This is a genomic window from Pseudoalteromonas sp. P1-8, assembly GCF_001399985.1.
Classification (GTDB): domain Bacteria; phylum Pseudomonadota; class Gammaproteobacteria; order Enterobacterales; family Alteromonadaceae; genus Pseudoalteromonas.
Genome location: NZ_LJSO01000015.1, coordinates 1 through 22,600 on the forward strand (window position 1 = coordinate 1; position 22,600 = coordinate 22,600).

The 22,600-nt window shown below is 40.9% G+C and carries 17 protein-coding genes; 9 read left to right on the top strand and 8 right to left on the bottom strand.

The annotated features are described in order from the left end of the window. Nucleotides 1–82: 82 nt before the first annotated feature. Nucleotides 83–1,576, bottom strand: coding sequence for a guanosine-5'-triphosphate,3'-diphosphate diphosphatase (gene gppA, locus AN213_RS17235; protein WP_055199231.1), 1,494 nt, complete (start codon nt 1,574–1,576; stop codon nt 83–85). A gap of 48 nt (nt 1,577–1,624) precedes the next feature. Then, complete coding sequence (rhlB, locus tag AN213_RS17240) at nt 1,625–2,899, bottom strand: ATP-dependent RNA helicase RhlB (RefSeq protein ID WP_054554680.1); 1,275 nt, start codon at nt 2,897–2,899, stop codon at nt 1,625–1,627. 90 nt (nt 2,900–2,989) lie between these two features. On the opposite strand from rhlB, the gene trxA reads away from it, so the two are divergent. The 3 genes from trxA (at nt 2,990) to AN213_RS17255 (ending at nt 6,169) form a co-directional block, all read left to right on the top strand. Next, on the top strand, nt 2,990–3,316 hold the full coding sequence (gene trxA, locus AN213_RS17245) for a thioredoxin TrxA (RefSeq protein WP_054554679.1): 327 nt from the start codon (nt 2,990–2,992) through the stop codon (nt 3,314–3,316). A 181-nt stretch (nt 3,317–3,497) separates the two neighbouring features. Next, nucleotides 3,498–4,757, top strand: coding sequence for a transcription termination factor Rho (gene rho, locus AN213_RS17250; RefSeq protein WP_054554678.1), 1,260 nt, complete (start codon nt 3,498–3,500; stop codon nt 4,755–4,757). Between the two features lie 161 nt (nt 4,758–4,918). Beyond that, nucleotides 4,919–6,169 (top strand): methyl-accepting chemotaxis protein, encoded by a 1,251-nt coding sequence (locus AN213_RS17255; RefSeq protein ID WP_055021645.1) that lies wholly within the window; start codon nt 4,919–4,921, stop codon nt 6,167–6,169. On the opposite strand, the gene AN213_RS17260 is transcribed toward AN213_RS17255, so the two are convergent. After that, entirely contained in the window at nt 6,142–8,976 is a 2,835-nt protein-coding gene (locus AN213_RS17260) for a tetratricopeptide repeat protein (protein WP_055199232.1), read from the bottom strand. The two genes, AN213_RS17255 and AN213_RS17260, sit on opposite strands and share 28 nt — an antisense overlap. Before the next feature lie 158 nt (nt 8,977–9,134). Between AN213_RS17260 and AN213_RS17265 the strand changes: the two genes are divergently transcribed. Further along, complete coding sequence (locus AN213_RS17265; protein ID WP_055199233.1) at nt 9,135–9,716, top strand: DNA-J related domain-containing protein; 582 nt, start codon at nt 9,135–9,137, stop codon at nt 9,714–9,716. Between the two features lie 9 nt (nt 9,717–9,725). On the opposite strand, the gene dbpA is transcribed toward AN213_RS17265, so the two are convergent. Next, on the bottom strand, nt 9,726–11,114 hold the full coding sequence (gene dbpA, locus AN213_RS17270; RefSeq protein ID WP_055199234.1) for an ATP-dependent RNA helicase DbpA: 1,389 nt from the start codon (nt 11,112–11,114) through the stop codon (nt 9,726–9,728). 187 nt (nt 11,115–11,301) lie between these two features. On the opposite strand from dbpA, the gene AN213_RS17275 reads away from it, so the two are divergent. Then, nucleotides 11,302–12,258: a tetratricopeptide repeat protein gene (locus AN213_RS17275; protein WP_055199235.1), complete on the top strand. Its 957-nt coding sequence runs from the start codon at nt 11,302–11,304 to the stop codon at nt 12,256–12,258. A gap of 276 nt (nt 12,259–12,534) precedes the next feature. On the opposite strand, the gene AN213_RS17280 is transcribed toward AN213_RS17275, so the two are convergent. Beyond that, on the bottom strand, nt 12,535–14,487 hold the full coding sequence (locus tag AN213_RS17280; protein ID WP_055199236.1) for a S9 family peptidase: 1,953 nt from the start codon (nt 14,485–14,487) through the stop codon (nt 12,535–12,537). A gap of 76 nt (nt 14,488–14,563) precedes the next feature. Continuing rightward, complete coding sequence (locus AN213_RS17285; RefSeq protein ID WP_055199261.1) at nt 14,564–15,469, bottom strand: DUF808 domain-containing protein; 906 nt, start codon at nt 15,467–15,469, stop codon at nt 14,564–14,566. A 113-nt stretch (nt 15,470–15,582) separates the two neighbouring features. On the opposite strand from AN213_RS17285, the gene AN213_RS17290 reads away from it, so the two are divergent. The 4 genes from AN213_RS17290 to AN213_RS17305 all read left to right on the top strand — a co-directional run bounded on the left by AN213_RS17290 (nt 15,583) and on the right by AN213_RS17305 (nt 18,785). After that, the gene (locus AN213_RS17290) at nt 15,583–15,870 is read left to right on the top strand and encodes an MliC family protein (RefSeq protein ID WP_054563672.1); all 288 of its coding nucleotides are present in this window, start codon (nt 15,583–15,585) and stop codon (nt 15,868–15,870) included. 85 nt (nt 15,871–15,955) lie between these two features. Further along, complete coding sequence (gene ubiD, locus AN213_RS17295) at nt 15,956–17,422, top strand: 4-hydroxy-3-polyprenylbenzoate decarboxylase (protein WP_054554671.1); 1,467 nt, start codon at nt 15,956–15,958, stop codon at nt 17,420–17,422. 87 nt (nt 17,423–17,509) lie between these two features. Further along, nucleotides 17,510–18,223: an NAD(P)H-flavin reductase gene (gene fre / locus AN213_RS17300; RefSeq protein ID WP_054563673.1), complete on the top strand. Its 714-nt coding sequence runs from the start codon at nt 17,510–17,512 to the stop codon at nt 18,221–18,223. A 145-nt stretch (nt 18,224–18,368) separates the two neighbouring features. Then, on the top strand, nt 18,369–18,785 hold the full coding sequence (locus AN213_RS17305) for a CBS domain-containing protein (RefSeq protein WP_054563674.1): 417 nt from the start codon (nt 18,369–18,371) through the stop codon (nt 18,783–18,785). Nucleotides 18,786–18,794: 9 nt separating this feature from the next. On the opposite strand, the gene add is transcribed toward AN213_RS17305, so the two are convergent. Next, nucleotides 18,795–19,796, bottom strand: coding sequence for an adenosine deaminase (gene add / locus AN213_RS17310; RefSeq protein WP_055199237.1), 1,002 nt, complete (start codon nt 19,794–19,796; stop codon nt 18,795–18,797). A gap of 103 nt (nt 19,797–19,899) precedes the next feature. Then, entirely contained in the window at nt 19,900–22,596 is a 2,697-nt protein-coding gene (locus tag AN213_RS17315; protein WP_055199238.1) for a CHASE domain-containing protein, read from the bottom strand. Between the last annotated feature and the right edge of the window lie 4 nt (nt 22,597–22,600).

Genomic DNA, 22,600 nt, shown 5'->3' on the forward strand with positions numbered 1-22,600 from the left:
TGAAAAAAATGACTGTTCGCGCAAAATACGAACGAAACGGGTAAAAATAGCACTAAAAAAGGCCCTGAAGGGCCTTTTAACGTTATTTTACTATGAGCTTCCAACCTACTTTTGCTTGTAGCTTGGACTCTAGTTGCAGTTCACTGGCCATTAATGGGTGATATTTTAACCAATCACCATCAAATGTCAGTGTGAGGGTGTTTTCATTAACACTGAGATCAATCGTTGGTAGTACATCATCTTGGCGACGCATTGATAAGATCACAGCGATCCGTACTACCCTTGTTAAGCATTCAGCGAGTAGTTGATGACAACCCAAGTGAGCAAAACTGTTTTTAACAAGATCAGCGCGATGCTCACAAGCAACAGCGGTAATTAGTTTATGCTCAGATTGCGAGAACCCTGGCATATCTGTGTTTTCTATAATGTAAGCCGTGTGCTTATGATAAAGCTTATACTCGATCAGTAAGCCAATCTCATGCAGTTTTGCAACCGTTCTTAATAATGCGATTGCGTTATCATCGATCGACTGCCATTGCCCCATGACGCTTTTAGCCAATTGCTCTGCTAGTTGCGCAACACGACAAGCCTGTTTTTGATCTACATGATAACGATTCATTAAACCATCAACAGTACGCTTGCGGATGTCATGGTTATGAAGCTCTGGCACCATGCTGTATAAAACGCCTTCACGCAATGCACCGCGCGCAAGACCCATTTGTTTTATATCTAACGATTCAAATAAGGCGATCAATATAGCGAGGCCAGAAACAAACACTAGACGGCGCTCTTCGCTCAAGCCTGGAAGCTCAAGATCAGCAATCGTTTCAAATTGCACTGATTGCTCTTTAATAGCGAGAAGTTTATCAAGCGTTAAAAGCTCATCTTGATTTTGTGCAACCATGATTTCTTGAATCGCTTGCACTGTACCTGACGCGCCGCTCGCAATTTGCCATCCGGTTGCTTGGTATTCATCGACAATTTCTGCAACCACTTCACTTGCAGCTTTAATTGCAGCAGCAAAGTTTTCGTTACTGAGCTTTTGATCTTTGAAGTAGCGTTCTAGGAAGGTAACACAGCCCATATGCAGACTTTTATAATGCAGTGCATCAAAACCCTGACCGATAACAACCTCGGTACTGGCTCCGCCAATATCGATAACCAGTTGTTTACCGCTGCAAGCTGAGGTATGAGCCACGCCTTTATAGATTGTCTTAGCTTCTAGCTCACCACTGATAACATTGATTTTATGACCAAGGATCTGTTCAGCTTTATGCTTGAATACATCAGCATTGCTAGCAAGACGTAAAGTTGCGGTCGCAACAATTGTGATGTTTTTCTGTGGTATGTCTTGCAGACGTTCAGCAAACAAGGCTAGGCATTCCCAACCTCGTTGCATGGCTTCAGTGCTAAGGACGTTGTTTTCATCAAGCCCTGCAGCAAGCCTTACTTTACGTTTGACTCGACCGATCGTTTGTAGACCGCCAGCAATCGATTTAGCGATCAGCATATGAAAGCTATTTGATCCTAAGTCGATTACTGCATACACATTTTTTTGCGGTTGAAGTTGCCCCACCGTTCAAAAACCTCTAGTTACTACTAAGTCTTCAACAACGGCCGTTTATTACGACCGTGATTTCTGGTAACTATTATTTGGTCGACGTCCGTTGTTATTACGATTACGTGGGCCTGTAGAATAGTTCCGCTTTTTCTGAATAGTAGGCTTAGTTAAATCATCAAGCAATGCACTTTTATCATAATGTGATAATGGAATGCTGTGTTCTATATATTGCTCAATTTCGTGGAGATTATAGGCATACTGTTCACAGGCAAAGCTAATAGCGTGTCCTGATGCACCAGCACGTCCGGTACGACCAATACGGTGTACATAGTCTTCACAATCATCTGGCAAATCAAAATTAAATACATGACTTACTTCTGGGATATGCAAACCTCGCGCTGCAACGTCTGTTGCTACTAAAAAGTCTAAATCGCCTTTGGTAAATTGAGCCAAAATTGATTGACGCTTTTTCTGATTTACATCACCGGTTAATAACCCAACTCGGTGACCATCGGCTTTCATCCATGCATAAACATTCTCACAACTGTGTTTCGTATTTGCAAACACAATCGCTTTATCTGGCCATTCTTCTTCAATTAAAGTTAACAGTAACTTAATTTTGTCATCTTGTGATGGATGGAATAGCTCTTCTTGAATACGCTTACCTGTTTTTACATCAGGCTCGACTTGTACATGCTCTGGGTTAGTCATATGTTCAAACGCTAATTCCTGCACGCGATAAGACAAGGTTGCAGAGAATAATAGGTTTAAACGCTCAGACGTTTCTGGCATACGTCTAAACATATAACGAATATCTTTTATGAAGCCTAAATCGAACATACGATCCGCTTCATCAAGCACTACAACCTCGATTTCATTGAGGGTATAACAGCCCTGTTTATATAAATCGATTAGGCGTCCAGTAGTGCCAATTAAAATATCAACGCCTTTTTCTAGTTGTGCACGTTGTTTTTCGTAATCTTCGCCACCATATACTAATCCTAAGTTAAGATTACAGTGTGGCGCTAAAATTTTTGCATCTTTGTGTATCTGAATCGCCAGCTCCCTTGTTGGGGCCATGATCAGGGCTCTTGGATGTTTACTAGATGCTTTGCTAGATTGTAATAACCGATGGCACGTGGCAGTTAAAAACGCCAACGTTTTGCCCGTACCTGTTTGCGCTTGGCCCGCAATATCGCGGCCTTCACAAATAAAAGGTAGGCATTTCGCTTGAATGGGTGTGCAATATTCAAACCCATTTTCGGTTAAACCGGCAACCACTTCCGGTGCGATAGCAAAGTCTGAAAACTTTTTATCGGTCAAATGTGTCTTAGTCATAGCGTTTAAGCATAACGTTTAAACTTGCAATAAGAAACAAGAGTGTTTAAATACGCATTAAATATTTCGCCTAACTAATCGGAGATCGCAATGAGCGAGAAAATTATTCAATTAACTGACGATAGCTTTGAAGCTGACGTACTACAATCAGACAAACCTGTACTTGTTGATTTTTGGGCTGAATGGTGCGGACCTTGTAAAATGATCGCCCCTATTCTTGACGAAGTAGCTGGCGAGTTTGATGGCCGAGTTACCGTTGGTAAACTTAACATCGACCAAAATGCAGGCACACCACCAAAGTTTGGTATCCGTGGTATCCCTACATTACTTCTTTTCAAAGATGGTCAAGTTGCAGCAACTAAAGTTGGTGCACTTTCTAAAACTCAATTAGTAGAGTTTTTAGAAAACAACATCTAATGAAAATATAAAAAAAGGGCTTTTTGCCCTTTTTTTAGCTTTATTTTGTTTAAAGACTGGACGCCTTGCTAGTGACCTGCTAGTTTATAAAGCCAACTAATCCTTAGTTATACCAACAAACCTCACTCATGTATCAAACGATGATTTTGAGTATGACAATTGTAATAAAGAACCCACCAATATGCATTTACGCGAATTAAAAGACAAGTCTATCAAAGAGCTTGTAAACTTAGCTGAGTCCATGGGGCTCGAAAACGTAGCCCGTTTAAGAAAACAAGACATTATTTTCGCCATCCTTAAAGCGCACGCTAAAAGCGGTGAAAATATCTATGGCGGCGGTGTACTAGAGATCTTACAAGATGGTTTTGGTTTCTTAAGATCATCTGAAGCATCTTACTTAGCCGGCCCAGATGATATTTATGTATCACCGAGTCAAATCCGTCGATTCAGCATGCGTACTGGTGACTCAATTTCAGGCCTTATTCGTCCACCTAAAGACGGTGAACGTTACTTCGCACTATTAAAAGTAAATGAAGTAAACTTCGACAAACCTGAAAATTCTCGCACAAAAATCCTATTTGAAAACCTTACCCCACTGCACGCAAACGAACGTTTACGTATGGAGCGTGGTAACGGTAGTACTGAAGACATCACAGCACGTGTACTTGATTTAGCCTCACCAATTGGTAAAGGCCAACGTGCACTTATCGTTGCGCCGCCAAAAGCCGGTAAAACGATGCTACTGCAAAACATTGCGCAATCAATCAGCTATAACCAACCTGATTGTGAGCTAATGGTACTTCTAATCGACGAACGTCCAGAGGAAGTTACAGAGATGCAGCGCCTTGTAAAAGGTGAAGTAGTTGCTTCAACGTTTGATGAGCCTGCAAGCCGTCACGTTCAAGTTGCTGAGATGGTAATTGAAAAAGCGAAGCGCCTGGTTGAGCACAAAAAAGACGTGGTTATCTTACTTGATTCAATCACACGTCTTGCTCGTGCCTACAATACCGTAATCCCATCATCAGGTAAGGTATTAACTGGTGGTGTTGATGCAAACGCATTACACAAACCAAAACGTTTCTTTGGTGCAGCTCGTAACGTAGAAGAAGGCGGTAGCTTAACAATTATCGCAACAGCTCTTATCGATACTGGTTCGAAGATGGACGAAGTTATCTACGAAGAGTTCAAAGGTACAGGTAACATGGAATTACACTTAAATCGTAAGATTGCTGAAAAGCGTGTATTCCCAGCGATTGACTTTAACCGCTCAGGTACGCGTCGCGAAGAATTACTAACCAAACCTGATGAACTACAAAAGATGTGGATCTTACGTAAGATCGTTCATGAGATGTCAGAAATTGATGCCATGGAATTCTTAATTGATAAGCTTTCAATGAGCAAAACCAATGACGAGTTCTTTGACTCAATGAAACGTCAGTAACTATTCCTAGTTTTAAAAAAATGCCTGTTTAATACAGGCATTTTTTTTGCGTAAAACTAAGGACATAACACCTTAAAAGTTATACTTTTACAGAATAAGTTTATTGGTAATTAACAGAAATTTGTTCTATACATTATAGGATTAAAGGTAAGGACTCCTCAATGACTCGCATTAAAGTAGCTGTAGCTCTATTCTTAATAAGCTTACTTAGTTGTATTGCTAGTTTTACCGTATTTGAATTATCTGCAGCAGCAATGGTTGTATTTGCACTAATTGTTGTCGTTCCTTGGCTTGCTTTGATTGGCTACGTTTATACGACTGAGCACAAACAACAAGATCACCTAAGTTTTTTTGTTTCTAACATTACTTCTGAGCAAGGCATCGATTTCACTTTCCGTTTTGACGAAAATGATCGTCAATTACCACAAGCTTGTCATGCCCTAAATGCAAGTCTGACGATAGTTGAGCACATGCTTGGCGAAATATACTCGTCATCTGCCCGCTTATTACCTATGGCTGATGCACTTCGTGATACCTATGCATCGATGACTCAAAAAGCCACCATACAAGATGCTCATGGTATTGATTTAGCAGATACCATTACCCGCACCATTGAAGTATCGAAAGAGCTAGATAGAAGTTTAGAACAAATTTTTAATTCAGTATCTGATGCCACCAAATCAGTACAACAAACCCGTTTAGACACAGATAAAAGCCAGGCGAGTCTTATCAAGCTTGCCGATAATATTAACCTCACCAGTGAGCAGATTATTTTACTTAAGCAAGATAGTGATGCGATTGGCTCAGTTATTGATGTTATCAATAGTATTGCCGAACAAACTAATTTACTTGCGCTAAATGCTGCTATTGAAGCTGCGCGTGCTGGCGAGCAAGGGCGTGGCTTTGCGGTAGTCGCTGATGAAGTAAGAAACCTGGCTGCCCGCACCAGTAAATCAACACAAGAAGTGCGTGAGATGGTAGCTAAAATTCAGCACAGTACAGAGCAAGCATATCAATTAATGCAAACCGCACTGAAAGAAACCGAGCGCACGGTTGAGCTATCTGAGGCATCAACTAAAGAAACCAATAAAATTGAACAAGCGATGCTAGAAATTAATGCGTTTTCTGAGAGTGTTCATGAGCAGGTGGCGATGCAAAGCCAAATGTCAGATGAAGCACAAACCAGTATTGATGCAATGGTTGAGCTCAATTCCGATGCTCTTTCAAGTTCACAAATACAAGCTGTATCGAGTAAAGACTTGGTTCGCCTTGCCCATACCTTAGACGATAAGCTTTCGATGTTTCATATTACACCACCAGAAACCGATCACGAACAGCGCATCGATCGCTCACGCTTCGATACCAATCAAGAAATTGAAAAAATTCAAGACGGTGATATTGAACTGTTTTGATCAACCGAAGCATTATGTAGTTGCTCAAGTAGCTGAGCAACTAAGCTTGTTAAGTCAGTAAGCTTATCTTGCTTTAATGCCGACTCAAGTGCCATTGCACTCATCGCAACGTCATCTAACTCAAACATTTTAGCCGCGCCACCTATACGGTGAGCATCCTGCTGTAAATTAAACAATTCATAAGCTGCAAGGTGCTGTTGTATTAATGCGCTTTCATGCTCAAAGCTATTGATAAAGCTTGCCACTAAGTCACTCATATCATGCTGGGACTTAGTTGTGGCACTGTCTTTTTTGCAATGCTTAGCAAGTTGCGTGTAAAACACTTTTTTATCAATCGGTTTAGCAAGGTAACCTGTAAAACCAGCTTCAAGGTAACTGTCGATTTCGTGGCTAATTGCATTAGCCGTTAATGCATACACAGGCTGGGTAAAGCCACATTCTTGTAATAGCTTGAGCGCCTGTAAGCCATCCAATACTGGCATTTGAATATCCAGCAGCACCACATCAGGGAATTCCTTGAGACAATGCTCAACAGCTTGCTCACCATTTTCAACCGCAATCACCTCAAGGCCCATCGACTCTAAATAACGAGAAATTAAACGGCGGTTATCGGGATGATCTTCAGCAAGCAGCACTTTACCAGACAATCCCTTTGTTACTGGCTGCACAAACTTTGCAAGCTCAACTGTTTCCGTGCTTGGTGTATGCTCTTTACACGGCAAGTAAAACGAAAATATGCTGCCTTTATTTAGCTCACTTTCAACACTGATATAGCCACCCATCATCATCGCAAGCTGTTGCGATAGGCTTAAACCAAGCCCGGTGCCCCCAAAGCGACGGCTGATGCTATTGTCGCCTTGCCTAAAACATTCAAAGATTTGCTTAAGCTGCTCAGCGTTCATACCAATACCGGTGTCAGTTACACGAAACCATACGCCTTGCTCCACTTTATAGACTTTTAACTCTACTTCACCTTGATTGGTGAATTTAATTGCATTCGCGCATAGATTTATAAGAATCTGTTTAATGCGGGTAAAGTCGAGCTGACTGTAAAACTGTTCGCCAAGCTCATTATGAAATGAAAAGTTAAGCCCTTTATCTTTGGCTTGACCACTAAGCATAGAATGAACATCAGTAAGTAATCGAACTAAATCACCTTCCTTTAGGCTTAACTCTAGCTTGTTAGCTTCGATTTTACTGATATCAAGTACGTCATTAATCAGCTCTTTTAAGTGATCGCTTTGTTTTTGAATAACAGCCAGCTCATCGTTTAACTGCTCTGGTTTATAATAACCATTCATAAGATTATCGGTTTGGCCTAGGATTGCAGTTAAAGGTGTACGAATTTCATGGCTAATATTTGCTAAAAACTGACTTTTAATTTCATTAGCGCTGCGTAGTTGATCTGCGGTTTCTTCAAGCTCTTTGGTTCGTTTAGCAACCATTAACGAAAGTTGCTCTTTTGCCCCTTTTTCAATATTACGGCGATAAATAGTAATACCCGTCACCACTATCATCACAAACAAGATAAATAGCATAATGCCCAACTGACGTTGTTTAGACATTTCGAGCTCTTGCACATTCTGTAGCTGCTTTAATTCAACAATTTCTTGATTAAGCTGACTTGCTTGGATTTGGCTTTGCAGCTCACCCATAGACTTTAATAATTTTAGACTTTGCTCGCTTTTAAAAGCGCGAACAAACTCATCAAAACTAGCGACGGCTGCTGCATAGTCACCCTTACCTGACTTAATCAGGGCCATCATTCCGGCGCCGTCTTGTACTCTCAAATCATCTTTATATTGTTTAGCCATAAAAACTGAGGTAGTCAGAGTGGCCTCAGCTTCAGTGAGCTTTCCTTGTAATAACTCGATTTTTGCTTGCGACAATAAGCCAGCTAGCTCTAATGTTTTATTATCAATTCTTTTTGCAAACTCAACGGCTTTTTCTGCATGACTTAAGGCAAGCTCTAAATCACCGGTGCGCAGATACACATTAGCAATATTAGCGTGGCGTGAAGAGAGAAAGTAAGCGTTATTTGTTTCTTGGTAGTAGCGCAAGGCACGCTGGTAGTAGTGTAAAGAAAGTTGATACTGGCCAAGCTCTGAGTAAGCCACTCCCATATTGCCATACGACTGAGCAACGCCATCTTCATCGCCTAATTTTTGGAAAATCTCTAGCGTTTCTCGATACATATCAAGCGCAATATCATAGCTCGACAAACGAATATAAATACCCGCTATGTTGTGTAAAATATCGGCTTTATCTTGCTCGCTACCATGCTCTTCATAGATTTCTTTCGCTTCTTTGTAATATTTAAGTGCTTGATCCATATTGAACATGTCAAAGTAAGCAAGGCCAATATTACTGAGTAAGTTTGCTTCGGCAATTGGCTCTGGTAGTTTTTCTGCAACGCTTAATGCCTTGCTATACGCAAGCACAGCTTGTTGCATCAAGCCTTGATAATAATAAGTGACGCCTTGCATTTTTAGACTACGAAAATAGCGATTTGGCGTTGCTGTAAAACTTGTTGCTTGCTCAGCCAATTGGTAGTTTTTCACAGCCGCCGAGAAATTACCTTTATCTAGAGCAAAGTCGGCAAGCTGCATGTATATATCGAGGCTTAGTTCTTGATTTGTCGTACTTTGGTTAAGCAGCTTTTTGGCAAGCTGTTGCTTTTCTTGCCATTGCTTGGATTGGCTAAATTGCTCAAGTAGCGAAGTGGATGCAAAGCTAGACTGCGAAACAAACAAACTACAGCTGAACAATAAAGCAGTGAGCAAGCTTACACGCAGTGATGTGAACATATGGCGAAATCCCTTAAAATCAACTTAGCCTGAAAATGAAGTTATTTAAGCTCGGCTAAATGCATTCCCTAGTATCTAAAAACATTAGCGTAGTTTCAAAAAAGCAGCTGTGATAGCGTATACCACTGTAGATTACACTAAAGATAGGCTTGCGAACAATGGTTAACCCACTGATTGATGAGATTTTTTACCTTCTTTTGGAACAGCCTATTTGGAAGGTTCATACGCTTGCCAGCGCACTTAGTGAATCAGGAAAAATAGAGCAATTAGACAATGACCCACAAAAAGATCTGTTTAAACGCAACTTTTTAGTTATGAATGGTCTTTATCAACTACAAGCACAACTTGCACCTGAGCAACAGCTACAGATTGCGTCACTTCACATTGAACTTGTTAGTAAGCAAACGGGTAACGCATTAGAAAGTCATGATCCACTACGAGATTACTATTTAGATTGGCAAAACTTTGATACAACGAGCGATGAAATAGATGCGTTGTTAAGTGATTTTTGGCAGCGTTTTTCGTCATTTAGCCCAAACAAGGGCATTCACTCATTACCTCAGGAGCAGCTATTACAATTACTAAAGGCATGGCAGCTACCTACTGATTTTTCGGAAAAACAGTTACAAAAGCGTTGGCGACAACTAGCGCTAAAGCACCACCCAGACCGCCAAGGCTGTGCAATTGAGTTTAAGAAAATACAACTCGAATATGAGCAACTTAAAGCAAGCTGCTCATAACTCAACAATTTATCTGCTCAAACGTCGCGCACGGATCTTGCGCTTTTTAATATTACCTTCAGTCAATTTACGTAACGCAGGTTTTGCAGCAGCTCGCTCAACAGCAATAAAGGCCACATTATCAAGTACGTTAATTTTACCTACCTGATGACCGGCAATTCCCTCTTTGCCTGTTAATGCTCCTAAAATATCACCGGCACGAATTTTTTGCTTCTTGCCTGCATCAATCATAATAGTTGCCATGGTTGGCTTATAAGCGGGCTTTTCTAGCAAGCTAAATGGCGGAATTGGTTCAGGGTCAAAATCACGCTCGTAGTGGTCGCCAATTTGTGCCACTTTAAATTGCTCAGCTTCACCATAAATAGAACATGCAATACCCTTTTTACCTGCTCGACCAGTACGGCCAACACGGTGTACATGGGTTTGTGGGTCATGCGCTAGGTGGTAATTCACTACCATGTCCATATCGTTGATATCTAAGCCACGCGCGGCAACATCCGTTGCAACAAGAATACAGGCGCTTTTATTAGCAAAGCGAATTAAAGTACGCTCACGTTCACGTTGATCTAAATCACCGTGTAAGGCAACAGCACTAAACCCTTCAGCATAAAGATCATCACAAATCTGCTGTGTTTCAACCTTGGTGTTACAAAAAACCACACAGCTTTCTGGTTGGAACTTCAACAACAACAGCTTCAATGTATTAAAGCGCTGTTTATTATTATCTAGCTTGTAAAAGTATTGCTTGATTGTGCTTTTTGTTTGCTCTTCTTCTACCTTAATCATTTCTGGGTTGCTAAGCACTCGCTCAGCTATCGCAGCAATTGATTTTGGATAAGTCGCACTAAACAATAATGTTTGGCGTTGGTTAGGAATGCACTCAACAATAGCATCAAGGGTATCTTGGAAGCCCATATCTAGCATTTGATCAGCTTCATCTAACACTAGGGTCTCAACATCATCTAAACGCAATGTGCCTTTGCGAATATGGTCATCAACACGACCTGGAGTACCAACGATGATATGTGCGCCATGTTCTAATGAGCCAATTTGTGGACCAATAGAGACACCACCACATAATGTTAAAACTTTAATGTTATGAATACCACGGGCAAGCTTACGAACTTCTTCAGCTACCTGCTCTGCTAACTCTCGGGTTGGACATAAAATGAGAGACTGAATACGAAAGCGTTTCACATTTAACTTAGCCAGCACACCTAAACTAAATGCAGCCGTTTTACCCGACCCCGTTTTGGCTTGGGCAATAATATCTTTGCCTTGCAAGATCACTGGCAAACTTTGCGCTTGCACTGGCGTCATTTGCGTATAACCTAAAGTTGATAAGTTATCGGTTAACTCTCGCGGCAAAGCCAAAGATGAAAAAGCAGTAGCAGTCACAGTAATATTCCAAACTTGATAATTGAGGGACATCCTCGAAGATGCTGTGGATCATAGCAGAGAATGTGCTGTTTCTCTAAACGAAAACACTGTTCAGCATATTTAATTCATATTTGCTTACAGTTTGCTACTTTCTAACTCTCTGCATTTGTTCTAGTTTATTGATAGCAACCTTCAGGAAGAAACTATGCTTCTATTTAATACCGCTGCAGCTGATGTTTTCTATAAAAAACAAAAAACGTGCCCTCACTGTCATAGTGAACATTATTCTTTAAGCAATCACAGTAAAGTTTTGCGCTTTACTATTTTGCCCATCATGCCACTTTCTATTAATTATCAAAGACAATGTGATGACTGTGGCTATGTTACTCCTGCACCTTGGTATTCACTGCCCGCCTTAGAGTTAGCGTCGTTTATAAAATACTTTATTGGCCTATTCATTATCGTTTACCTATTAACAAATGCATTAATCGGTGCGAATGAACAAACTGAAAATGAGCAAAATTACTTAAACGAGCCAAAGTTATTTGATACCTATTTTGTCTATTCAGATAAATTTACTGGCAAACCAAAACGTATTAATAACTTAAAAGTAGCTCAGCTCGTTGAATTTGATGACAAGAACATGACTTTTAGAGTTGCTAACTACACTTACAAGTACAACAAAGACATCGAAATTGCGATGCGTACCAGCATGCTAGTTCAAGATGATTACTTTTCTAGTAAAACCCTGACTTTCAGTAAGTCACAAATAAAGCAGCTTTATGATGAAGGCAGCATTTATAAAATTATGCGACCTGAGCTTTATAGTTTATTTGGTGGTTTTGTTATGCACCCGCCTAGACCTAAGCCTTTATATACGGGTGTTAAGCTCGATAAACATAATCAGGAAGGGATTACTTACTTCAAAGATGGCCTATACGAGGAAGCGTTGAAAAGTTTTACGCTGTCTGCGGAAGATGGTTATGCATGGGGGCAATTAAACTTGGGTCAGATGTATCGTGATGGCCAAGGGACAGAAGTGAATAACGAAAAAGCAGCTTACTGGCTCAACAAAGCTACCTTACAAGGGAATCCTAAAGCAAAGATTGAGCTCGCAGAGCTATGCTTGAGCTACGATTGTAGTAAATTGAATACTCAATAATCTATTACCCATAAATATCACACATAAGAAAGCAGCCAAATTATATGGTTCTCACTATTTACTTTGAATTTGTTATGTTATAACATTTTTAGTGGCGTAGTATTTATACTCTTTTAAAGCCGAGTTACTCTCCCTGCTCTGCTTTTGAGATTACGCAGCCTGATGGAAGAATCATCTTTTGAGTTTGTATAACTTGAAGGAAGACCTTGCACACTAGCACGCTTACGTTCCCGTGCTAAATCCTTGCCGGCGAGCTTGCTCGCCGGCACTTTTCTTTTAAAGCTTTAAATGATCATCTAAGAAAGCCAATACTTTTTTATAGTAAAGAGTACGGTGCTCTTCTTTATAAAAACCGTGGCCTTCATCATCTAAGAGTTCATAAATATAAGGATGATTCTCTCTCTTTAGAGCCGAAATTAATGACTCAGCTTGCTCTATAGGCGCCCTTCTATCTTCCCCACCATGAACAATTAATACTGGAGCTTTCAACTTTTCTATATTGTAGCTTGGTGAGAAACGCTTTAATTGCTCTTCATCCTCGCCTAATACTACTTTTAGAAAACGTTGTCCGCTATCACGTTCTGATACATCCCCTTCATCAAACATGAGTGGTAAATCATATACACCTACAACCCCAATCGCACACTGGAACATATCAGGTTCCAAGATCGCACTTTGTAACGCGGAATATCCACCAAAGCTGGCCCCCATGATGCAAATGTTACTTTTATCGGCAATACCGTTTGAAATAAGATATTTTACACCATCTATAATATCGTATTGAATTTCCTGCCCCCACTTGCGATGACCGGCACGTTCAAAATTTCGTCCAAAGCCACCTGAACCACGAAAGTTAACCTTGAGTACAGCAATTCCTCTATTCGCAAGCAGCTGAGCCGTTGAATCATATCCCCACCAATCTCTAGGGCCATGAGGACCACCATGCGGCATTACTACTAATGGTAAGTTTTTTTCTTCAGTATTATTTGGAATAGTTAAATAACCGTAGATAGCTAGTCCATCACGTGCTGTAAAATTGATGGGCTTTGTAATCGCCATTTGACTAGGTTTAATCCAACTTCTGGATGAAAATAAAAAACCGAGATTATTAGTTTTAGCATCAAATAAATAATAACTGCCAGGATTAGTGTCACTTGAGGCAAAAATGACGCTCTTATCACCATTTTCGGTACTGCTAACTAATTGAACCTGCTGACCCTCAAGCACTTTTAAAAGAGCCTTCAATTGCTGGCTTTTCTTAGAGTTATTACCTACAAATGTATAGGTTGGATAGCCTAATTCATGTTCGACAGCAAACAGTTCTTTTGAGACTTCATCCACCCACACTTGCTTTGGTGAAACACTGTTTTCTTTGTGAATTAGATCAAATTGTTTAGTTTTAAGGTTTAATTTATAAAGCCCTTTAGCTTCTCCATTAACAGAAGCCGTCACATAAGCAGTTTCATCTGTGCTATCAAAGGCATGCAACCCGACATCACTATATGAAACATCCTTTAAATTAAGCTCTTCCCACTCACCACCTGATTTAGGTCTGATATATATTTTTGGATTAAGATAGTCATCATTCGAAGCTGATACTCTTACGTTACCTTCATGATCAGTCAGAAAACTAGCCATTCTTGAAGGGGAGCGTGTGATCCTTTTTCTTGACCCTCTATAGACATCTACTTCATATACAATTGTATGAGGCTCATTGGCAGCTGTCCATGGAATGGTTAAAACCAACATTTTACGCTTATTTTCTACCAGTGGATCAAGTACATAAGAGGTCCCGAATACAGGAGTTGCCTTTTTAATTCTCGTCCCAGTTTGCCTTTCACCTTGGTAACCAACCAAATACTCCCCTTGACTGCCGTCTGCATTTACACCAAACAACTCACCATGGTATTCAGGATGATCTTTCCAACCTTTTAGATACTCTTTAGCTAATACAATACGCTCTTCATTAACCCAGTAATAGTTACCGACTTGAGCATTACCAGGAAAGTGGATGGCATGAAGAACTTTAAATGTATCTGTATCCAGTATCATTAAAGCATTCTTGCCTTCAGGTTGTGTGATTACAGCTAAATATTTACCAGTAGGGGATATTTTAACACCAGCGAATTCACTTGCTTTACTAAAGTTTTGAATATCAAGTAATTCAGTTTTTGCATTAGCACAGAGACTAACTAGCAAACAGGAAAAAACTATTATTAATCTATTCATAAAATTCCTTTTACATTTAACTTGTTAATTAATTTACTAAAAAATTAATGGTTGGTATACATTCTAAGCATAACTACTACTTTGAAATCCTCTTGTAAAGACTAATAGATATAACAATCAAAACTCCAGCCAAAACACCTAATAAACCATCAAATATAATCGGCGTAGCCAGCTCACCCGTTTTACCAAGTAAACCCGTAATAAACTCTGTGCTGCCTTGCTGGGCGTGATGTAAAACGGGGATCCCATGTACCAATATGCCTCCGCCAACTAAAAACATAGCAACCGTTCCTGCAAAGGCTAAAAAGCGCATTAACTTAGGCGCTGCAGCAAGTAAAAACTTACCTACTAACTCTTTAAACTTACCGCCACTTTGCTGCGCTTTTTGCAGTAAATACAAACCAGCATCATCTAGTTTAACAATCCCTGCAACTAACCCATACACGCCAATGGTCATAATAATTGCTATTACACTAAGCACTAAAGCTTGATTCACCAGTGTAGCGCCAGCAACCGTGCCTAGCGTTATCACGATAATTTCTGCTGAGAGGATAAAATCAGTGCGGATCGCCCCTTTCACTTTTTGCTTTTCGTATTCTTGTAAGTTTTGTTGTTCAGCCAGAGTTTCATCTTCTTGTTGAGCATGACCAAACAGCTTTTCGATAATTTTCTCTGCACCTTCAAAGCACAAAAACAGCCCGCCAACCATTAACAGCGGAGTAATTAACCAAGGCAACCAAACACTAATCAATAATGCTGCGGGCACTAAGATGGCTTTGTTAATAAACGAGCCTTTTGCCACAGCCCAAACCACAGGCAACTCTCTATCGGCAGTTACCCCTGTGACTTGCTGAGCATTAAGAGCCAGATCATCACCTAACACCCCTGCTGTTTTTTTTGTTGCGACTTTACTCATCGTCGCAATGTCGTCTAAAAGTGTTGTAATATCATCAAGTAAGGTTAGTAAATTTGTGCCTGCCATGGTGGTTCCTTGCCCATTAAATACACTATCAACATAACTTATCCTGCCATTTTCACCAACGGTTAATTTTTCTTTGTTAGGCTTATAGCTCATTCAAAAATAGAGGTGTTTCTATGATTAAACCACTTCTCTCAGGGCTCGCTTTAGTTACCTTGTGCGCGTGTGCTGAGCAAAGTGCACCAAGCAATTATCTGTGCGATGAGACCCTCAGCGCCAGTATTGTTGAATACAGTGATGAGGAAGCAAGACTGACATTTAAGGAGAGTGAATTTTTACTCAATCGCCAAGTAAGCGGCTCAGGGGTTAAATACAGTGCCGATAATGTGCTGTTTTGGTCAAAAGGCGATGAAGCCATGTTGATTTTAAAAGGTAAAAAGTACCAATGTAGCTTAACTCAGTAATAGCAAAAGCTTTCGTGGCTAAATTAGCTTAATCAGTGGTTTTGAGTATAATAGCGACAGTTTATTCAGCGTTTAAGCGGCTATAATGAAATATAAAGATCTTCGCGAATTTATCGAGCTATTAGAACAAAAAGGTGAATTAAAACGGATCAAACAAGAAATTGATCCTTACCTTGAAATGACCGAAATTGCCGACCGCACGTTACGTGCCGAAGGTCCTGCTCTGTTATTCGAAAACCCTAAAGGCCACACTATTCCGGTTCTTGCCAACCTTTTTGGTACGCCTAAGCGTGTTGCAATGGGCATGGGGCAAGATGATGTTAGTGAACTGCGCGAAGTTGGTAAGTTATTAGCTTTTCTAAAAGAGCCTGAGCCACCAAAAGGCATTAAAGAGGCACTAGGGCAAATCCCAGTATTCAAACAAGTACTGAATATGCCAGCTAAAGAAGTAAAAAAAGCGCCTTGTCAGCAAGTTATACTTGAAGGCGATGATGTTGATTTAACTAAGTTACCTATCCAACATTGCTGGCCAGGTGATGCTGCTCCCTTGATCACATGGGGTCTAACGGTTACCAAAGGGCCTTATAAAAAGCGCCAAAACTTAGGCATTTACCGTCAGCAGCTATTGGGTAAAAACAAAATTATTATGCGTTGGCTATCGCACCGCGGTGGCGCATTAGATTTTCGTGAATGGTGTAAAGAGCACCCAGGCGAACCTTACCCTGTATCTGTCGCATTAGGTGCCGATCCTGCGACAATCCTAGGCGCTGTAACACCAGTACCAGACACCCTAAGCGAATATGCATTTGCTGGTTTACTACGCGGTAGTAAGACTGAAGTTGTTAAATCGGTTTCAAATGACCTACAAGTGCCTGCTACCGCAGAGTTCGTACTTGAAGGTTATATTATGCCGGGTGAAACAGCACCAGAAGGCCCTTATGGCGATCACACCGGTTACTACAACGAAGTAGACGAGTTTCCGGTGATGACGGTCACTCACATTACACATCGTGAAAACCCAATTTATCACAGCACTTACACTGGCCGTCCACCAGATGAGCCAGCAGTACTCGGGGTTGCTTTGAACGAAGTGTTCGTGCCAATTCTGCAAAAGCAATTCCCTGAAATTGTAGATTTTTATCTGCCACCTGAAGGCTGTTCTTATCGTATGGCTGTGGTCACGATGAAAAAACAATATCCAGGTCATGCTAAGCGCGTAATGATGGGGGTGTGGTCTTTCTTGCGTCAATTCATGTATACCAAGTTCGTGATTGTTTGCGATGATGATGTAAACGCACGCGACTGGAACGACGTAATTTGGGCCATTACCACACGTATGGACCCTGCTCGCGATACGACGATGATCGAAAACACGCCAATTGATTATTTAGATTTTGCATCGCCAGTTTCTGGCCTTGGCTCAAAAATGGGCATGGATGCGACTAATAAATGGCCTGGCGAAACAGATCGTGAATGGGGTGAGCCCATTGTCATGGATCCAAAAATCAAAGAACGTGTTGATGAATTATGGGACAGCTTAGATATTCTCTAGGCTGTGACTATGTTAAACTGCTCAAAATTTAACGGTTATGAGTGCGATTCATAACCGAATTTGCTTCTGTGCTTATAAAGGTAAACTATGCAAACACTACTCGCTGACGTTGTTGCGATCAGCCCGCTTACAGACCATGTACATAAGGTCATTTTGAAACCACAGCAACCTGTGTCATTCGAGGCAGGCCAATATATGCAACTTGTATTAGGCGAAAAAGATAAGCGTGCCTTTTCTATTGCAAGCCGCCCGTCGCAAACTGAACAGATTGAACTACATATTGGTGCCGCGGGTGCTGATTCGTATGCAATGCAAGCGCTTGACCATTTACGTCAAGCTCATACAGAGCAACAGCAAGTTAATGTTGAAGTAGGCTTAGGTGTATCACAGCTGCGAGTTGAGGGTGAGCGCCCAATTATTCTACTTGCTGGCGGTACAGGTTTTTCTTATGCCAAATCAATGGCTGATCACCTTGCTGAAATCGGCTGTGAGCGTCCTGTATTATTTTACTGGGGTGTACGTGAGGAAGCTGCACTTTATGCTCATGATGAAATGCAAGCATGGGCAAACAGCAACCCACATTTCCAATACATTCCAGTAGTTGAAAATGCGCCGCAAAGCTGGAATGGCAAAACCGGTTACGTCCACAAGGCTGTTATGGAAGATATCGTGTCTTTAGAACCATATGATATATACATGGCAGGCCGCTTCGACATGATTGGCGTGGTTCGCGATGATTTTATTAATCATGGTGCGGTACGTGAGAACATGTACGCCGATGCATTTGCATTCATTAAATAACTAACTCATACCGGTTATTTTTAAGGCATCCAATTGGATGCCTTTTTTATTTGTTTTACCTATCGCCTTAATCCGTCTAAACGATTTCACAAACTGCATTTCCTTGACCATACTCTGATTAGAATAACGATGGGGAGAGACCCAAATGCTAAATACAAAAGTACAAGACTTTATGCAACGTAAGTTGCCACACATTACGCCTGAAACTGAAATGACCACCGCGATTAGCGAGCTGCAAAAGTTTAAATTACTAGGCGCACCTGTATTCGATGACAACAAAAGCCTAGTTGGCTTTATTTCTGAACAAGAGCTGCTGCAACCGCTCATGCAAAACAGTTATTTCTGTGATGGTGTAGTGAAGGTAAAACAGCTAATGCGCACCGATGTTGTCACGGTAAGTAGCGATCAAAACATCATAGAACTGGCAGATGGCATGCAAACTGGAAAGCCAAAAAACTACCCGGTTATCGAGGATGGTAAGGTTGTTGGCATGATCAGCCGAGGAGACGTGCTCAAGGCATTGTATGAAAACTATGTCTCATGCCAAGAGCACCAAGTGTAAGTTAGCTGCTTAACGATTAACAGCTAACTGTTTTAAAGCAGCTTTATCTGCATCGCTTAAATAAGCAATTTCAAGCGCATTAGCTTGCGCTTTTTCCATATCGGCTTGGCTTAAGCCTGCCGCAGGTGCTGCTACTTGATACTCATACGCTATTTCAATACCTTCAACTGCTGGATCATCAGTATTAATTGATGCCAAAATACCATGGTCTAAGAAGGTTTTTAACGGGTGTTTTGCAAGCTCAGCAACAGTGCTGGTTTGAATGTTACTGGTTAAGCAAGACTCAATACCAATGCGCTTATCACGTAAGTAATCCATTAGTGCAGCATCTTCAATCGCTTTTACACCATGACCAATACGCGTTGCACCAAGCTCGTTAATTGCTTGCCAAATGCTTTCGCTACCTCGCGCTTCACCGGCATGAATAGTGGCAGCTAAGTATGCATCATGAACTTGTTTAAAGTGATCAACAAATAGCTCACCCGGGAAACCAATTTCATCGCCAGCTAAATCAACCGCGACTAAATCATTTTTAAAAGCAAGAAGCGCATCAAGCTCTTGCTGACAGATTTTGGTGCCATACGTACGCGACATGATGCCGATTAAGTTAGCTTTAATTGGTGCGTTATGACACGCACTTTTTACACCATCAACCACCGCTTCGACAACACCTTGCGGGTGTAGGCCTTGGCTTTGCGCCATATAATATGGGCTAAAACGAAGCTCAACGTAATCGAGGTTTTGGGCAATCGCATCTTCAACGTTTTCGATAGCAATACGACGACAAGCATCGTAATCACCCAATACTTTTACACCCCAATCTAGCTTTTGTAAAAACGCCACTAAATTTGGTTCAGGGTCGATAACCTGTACGTGCGGAATAAGCGCTTCAATGTTGTCAGCAGGTAATTCAAGATTAAACTGACGACCAAGGTCTAAGATCGTTTGTGGGCGAACATTACCATCTAGATGACGGTGAATATCAAGCAAAGGGAGTTTGTTATTGATCATAATTAGCACTCAGGTTCAGTAAATTTGCGCGGATCATACGTACCCACGGCGATATTTCAAGTTTAGATGATTTTATTTACTTTTTAGAGGTCAAATGTCTGCTTTAATGGCTGCTAGCATTATGCAAAAAATGCCACAAAGTTTTAAAAAGTTTATCTGCATCAATTGGTTTAGTTAAATAACCATTCATACCACTGGCTAAGCCTTTCTTTAGGTCATCATCATGAGCATTTGCCGATAAGCCAATAATAGGTAAATCGGTGATCAGCAACTTATTACGAATAACCTTAGTCGCTTGTAAGCCATCCATATTCGGCATTTGAATATCCATAAGCACAAGGTCATAGCTTTTTTCACTGATCATCTTAATAGCCTCGTGGCCATCTTTAGCGATATCAGGTTGGCAGCCTTTAGTTTTTAAAATCGAACTCGCCACATGTTGATTCAATGGGTTATCTTCAACCAATAAAATTGCATCATTGGCAAATGAAACAGCAGTCACATCAATATCAGCTAACTCATCATCACTATGAATCACCTCTTCAAGAGGAGACTCAAATGGCAGCGAAATTGTAAACGTTGAACCTTGCCCCTCAGTGCTACTGAGGCTTATCTCGCCTCCCATCATAACAATGAGTTTTTGACAAATACTCAAGCCTAAACCTGTGCCACCAAAGCGACGAGAGGTTGAGCTATCGGCTTGTGAGAATGGTTTAAACAGTCGCTGCTGGGCCTCTTTACTGATGCCGATACCCGTATCAATAACACTAAAATAAGTAAATTCACCCTGCTGCCAAATACGTAATGTAATCGTGCCTTCTTGAGTGAACTTCACCGCATTGTTTAACAAATTCAACAATACTTGTTTTAAACGAATTGGGTCGGTGTAGATCAGTAAGTGTTCAGAAGCATCAAGCTCAACTCTAAATTCTAAAGAGCGTGAGTTAAGCTCAAACTGCAATAAGTTAGTCAGCTCACTAACCAACGCATTCACATCAATAGGCTCTTGATGTAGCTCCAATCGCCCAGCTTCTATTTTAGAAAAATCTAAAACATCATTGATTACCCGTAATAGTACATTCAGTGCACCATCGGCTTGATCAATATAACCACGGGCTTGTTGCCAGTCAGGCTCTTGCATTGCTAAATAATGCAAACCCTTAATACCATTAATAGGCGTGCGTATTTCATGGCTCATATTCGCCAAGAACTCACTTTTAATTTGGCTGGCTTTATCGGCTTTTAATTTTTCTTCGCGAAGGCTTTGAGTTTGCTTTGCCACTTGCTGACGAATTTGAATATTAGTACCAGTTACAGAAATCAAAAAGGTGATCAATAACCAAACAAACAGCATACCGACTATTTGCGCCAACCAATAAGGCAACCATGACGACTGTGCAACTGACTCCCATAATTTTACCTGCCAAACGCGCTCACCAATAATAAAGTTGAAGCTCGCAATAGCTGTTGTACCTACACGGTGTGGGCTGTAAATTTCGACAGGATTACTGCCGTCAGTAACGTCATAGAAGCTGGCATCGATATCAGTGTTCTGATTAAAATTAAGTGTTTGTGCTAACACTTCTAAATTGACCACGGCGACAACATAACCTCTAAATCCGACCTGGTGATTAGTGTCTGAATAAACTGGGTTGAAGAATAAAACGCCCTTTTCGTTACCATCACCTTGCATCAGGGTAATAGGCTCACTGACGGTGACATTCTTAATTAACCGAGAGTCAGTTAACGCTTGTTTACGTAACTCGTTTGAGGCTAAATCAAAGCCTTGCGCTGGTTCGTTCCCTGCTAAAGGATGAATATATTGCACCGGAAAATAAACCGTTCGCTTACTCACCGGCTGCCACTTCCCTGCAGCATTTTTTTCTTTCACATAATAGTCAGCGCCCAGTTCATCACGCAGTAAATTTTGATAATTATTTAGTTGTGAGTGAATAACCTTAGGAGCCCACTCAAGGGCAAGAATTTCTTCGCTGTATTGTAGTTGCCTTGATGTGAAGCGCTTAAATTCGTCAAAATCAACCATGTCACTACTAGCAAAAAAAGTTGCGAGTAAGGCTAAGTGCGACTTAATTTCATCAACTTGGTGTTCAAGGTTCGTGTGAATAGCACTGACTTTAGCTTGCTGGCGCTGTAAGTCTTTGTCTTTTTTTACACTGGCTGCACCATAAAAGCTGACACAAATAACCACGTAAATTAATAGCGACGGCACAATGATTTGCAGCCGTTGGCGAGTATGATGGTAACTAAATGCCGCTAAAATTAATGGCGTGAATATCAGTACCCCAATGCTATCGCCAATCCACCATGCGATAAAATTATTAAGCGCCGCATAACTCGGAATAACATTGTTAATTACCAGTAAGCCGGTGCCAATTGATGCAGCAATCAAGCTACACAAAGGGCCGCCAATCATTAAACCAAGCATACTTTGCTTCAATGATGATAATTCAATCGGGCGTTTAACGACATGAATGATAATGTAATAGGCAAGCCAAGCTTGGAATGTAGATGCAGTTGTTACGCCAATTGCCTGCAGCATCATTTGCCAGTGAAAAATATCAGTGGCTTTATCAAGGTGAATAAGGTTTACAAAGAATGCCCCTAGCAGAACCCCTGGCAAGGCACGATTTCTAAGTAGCAAGATACTGGCAAGCGCAATACCTGAAGGCGGCCATGCTGCAACCGCATAGCCATCAATCGCCAGCAATGAATTACTTAAGTACCCTGTAAGAAAGTAAGCAAGTGCAATGCTTATTGTCAGTGTAAATAAGTTCTTCAAGCCA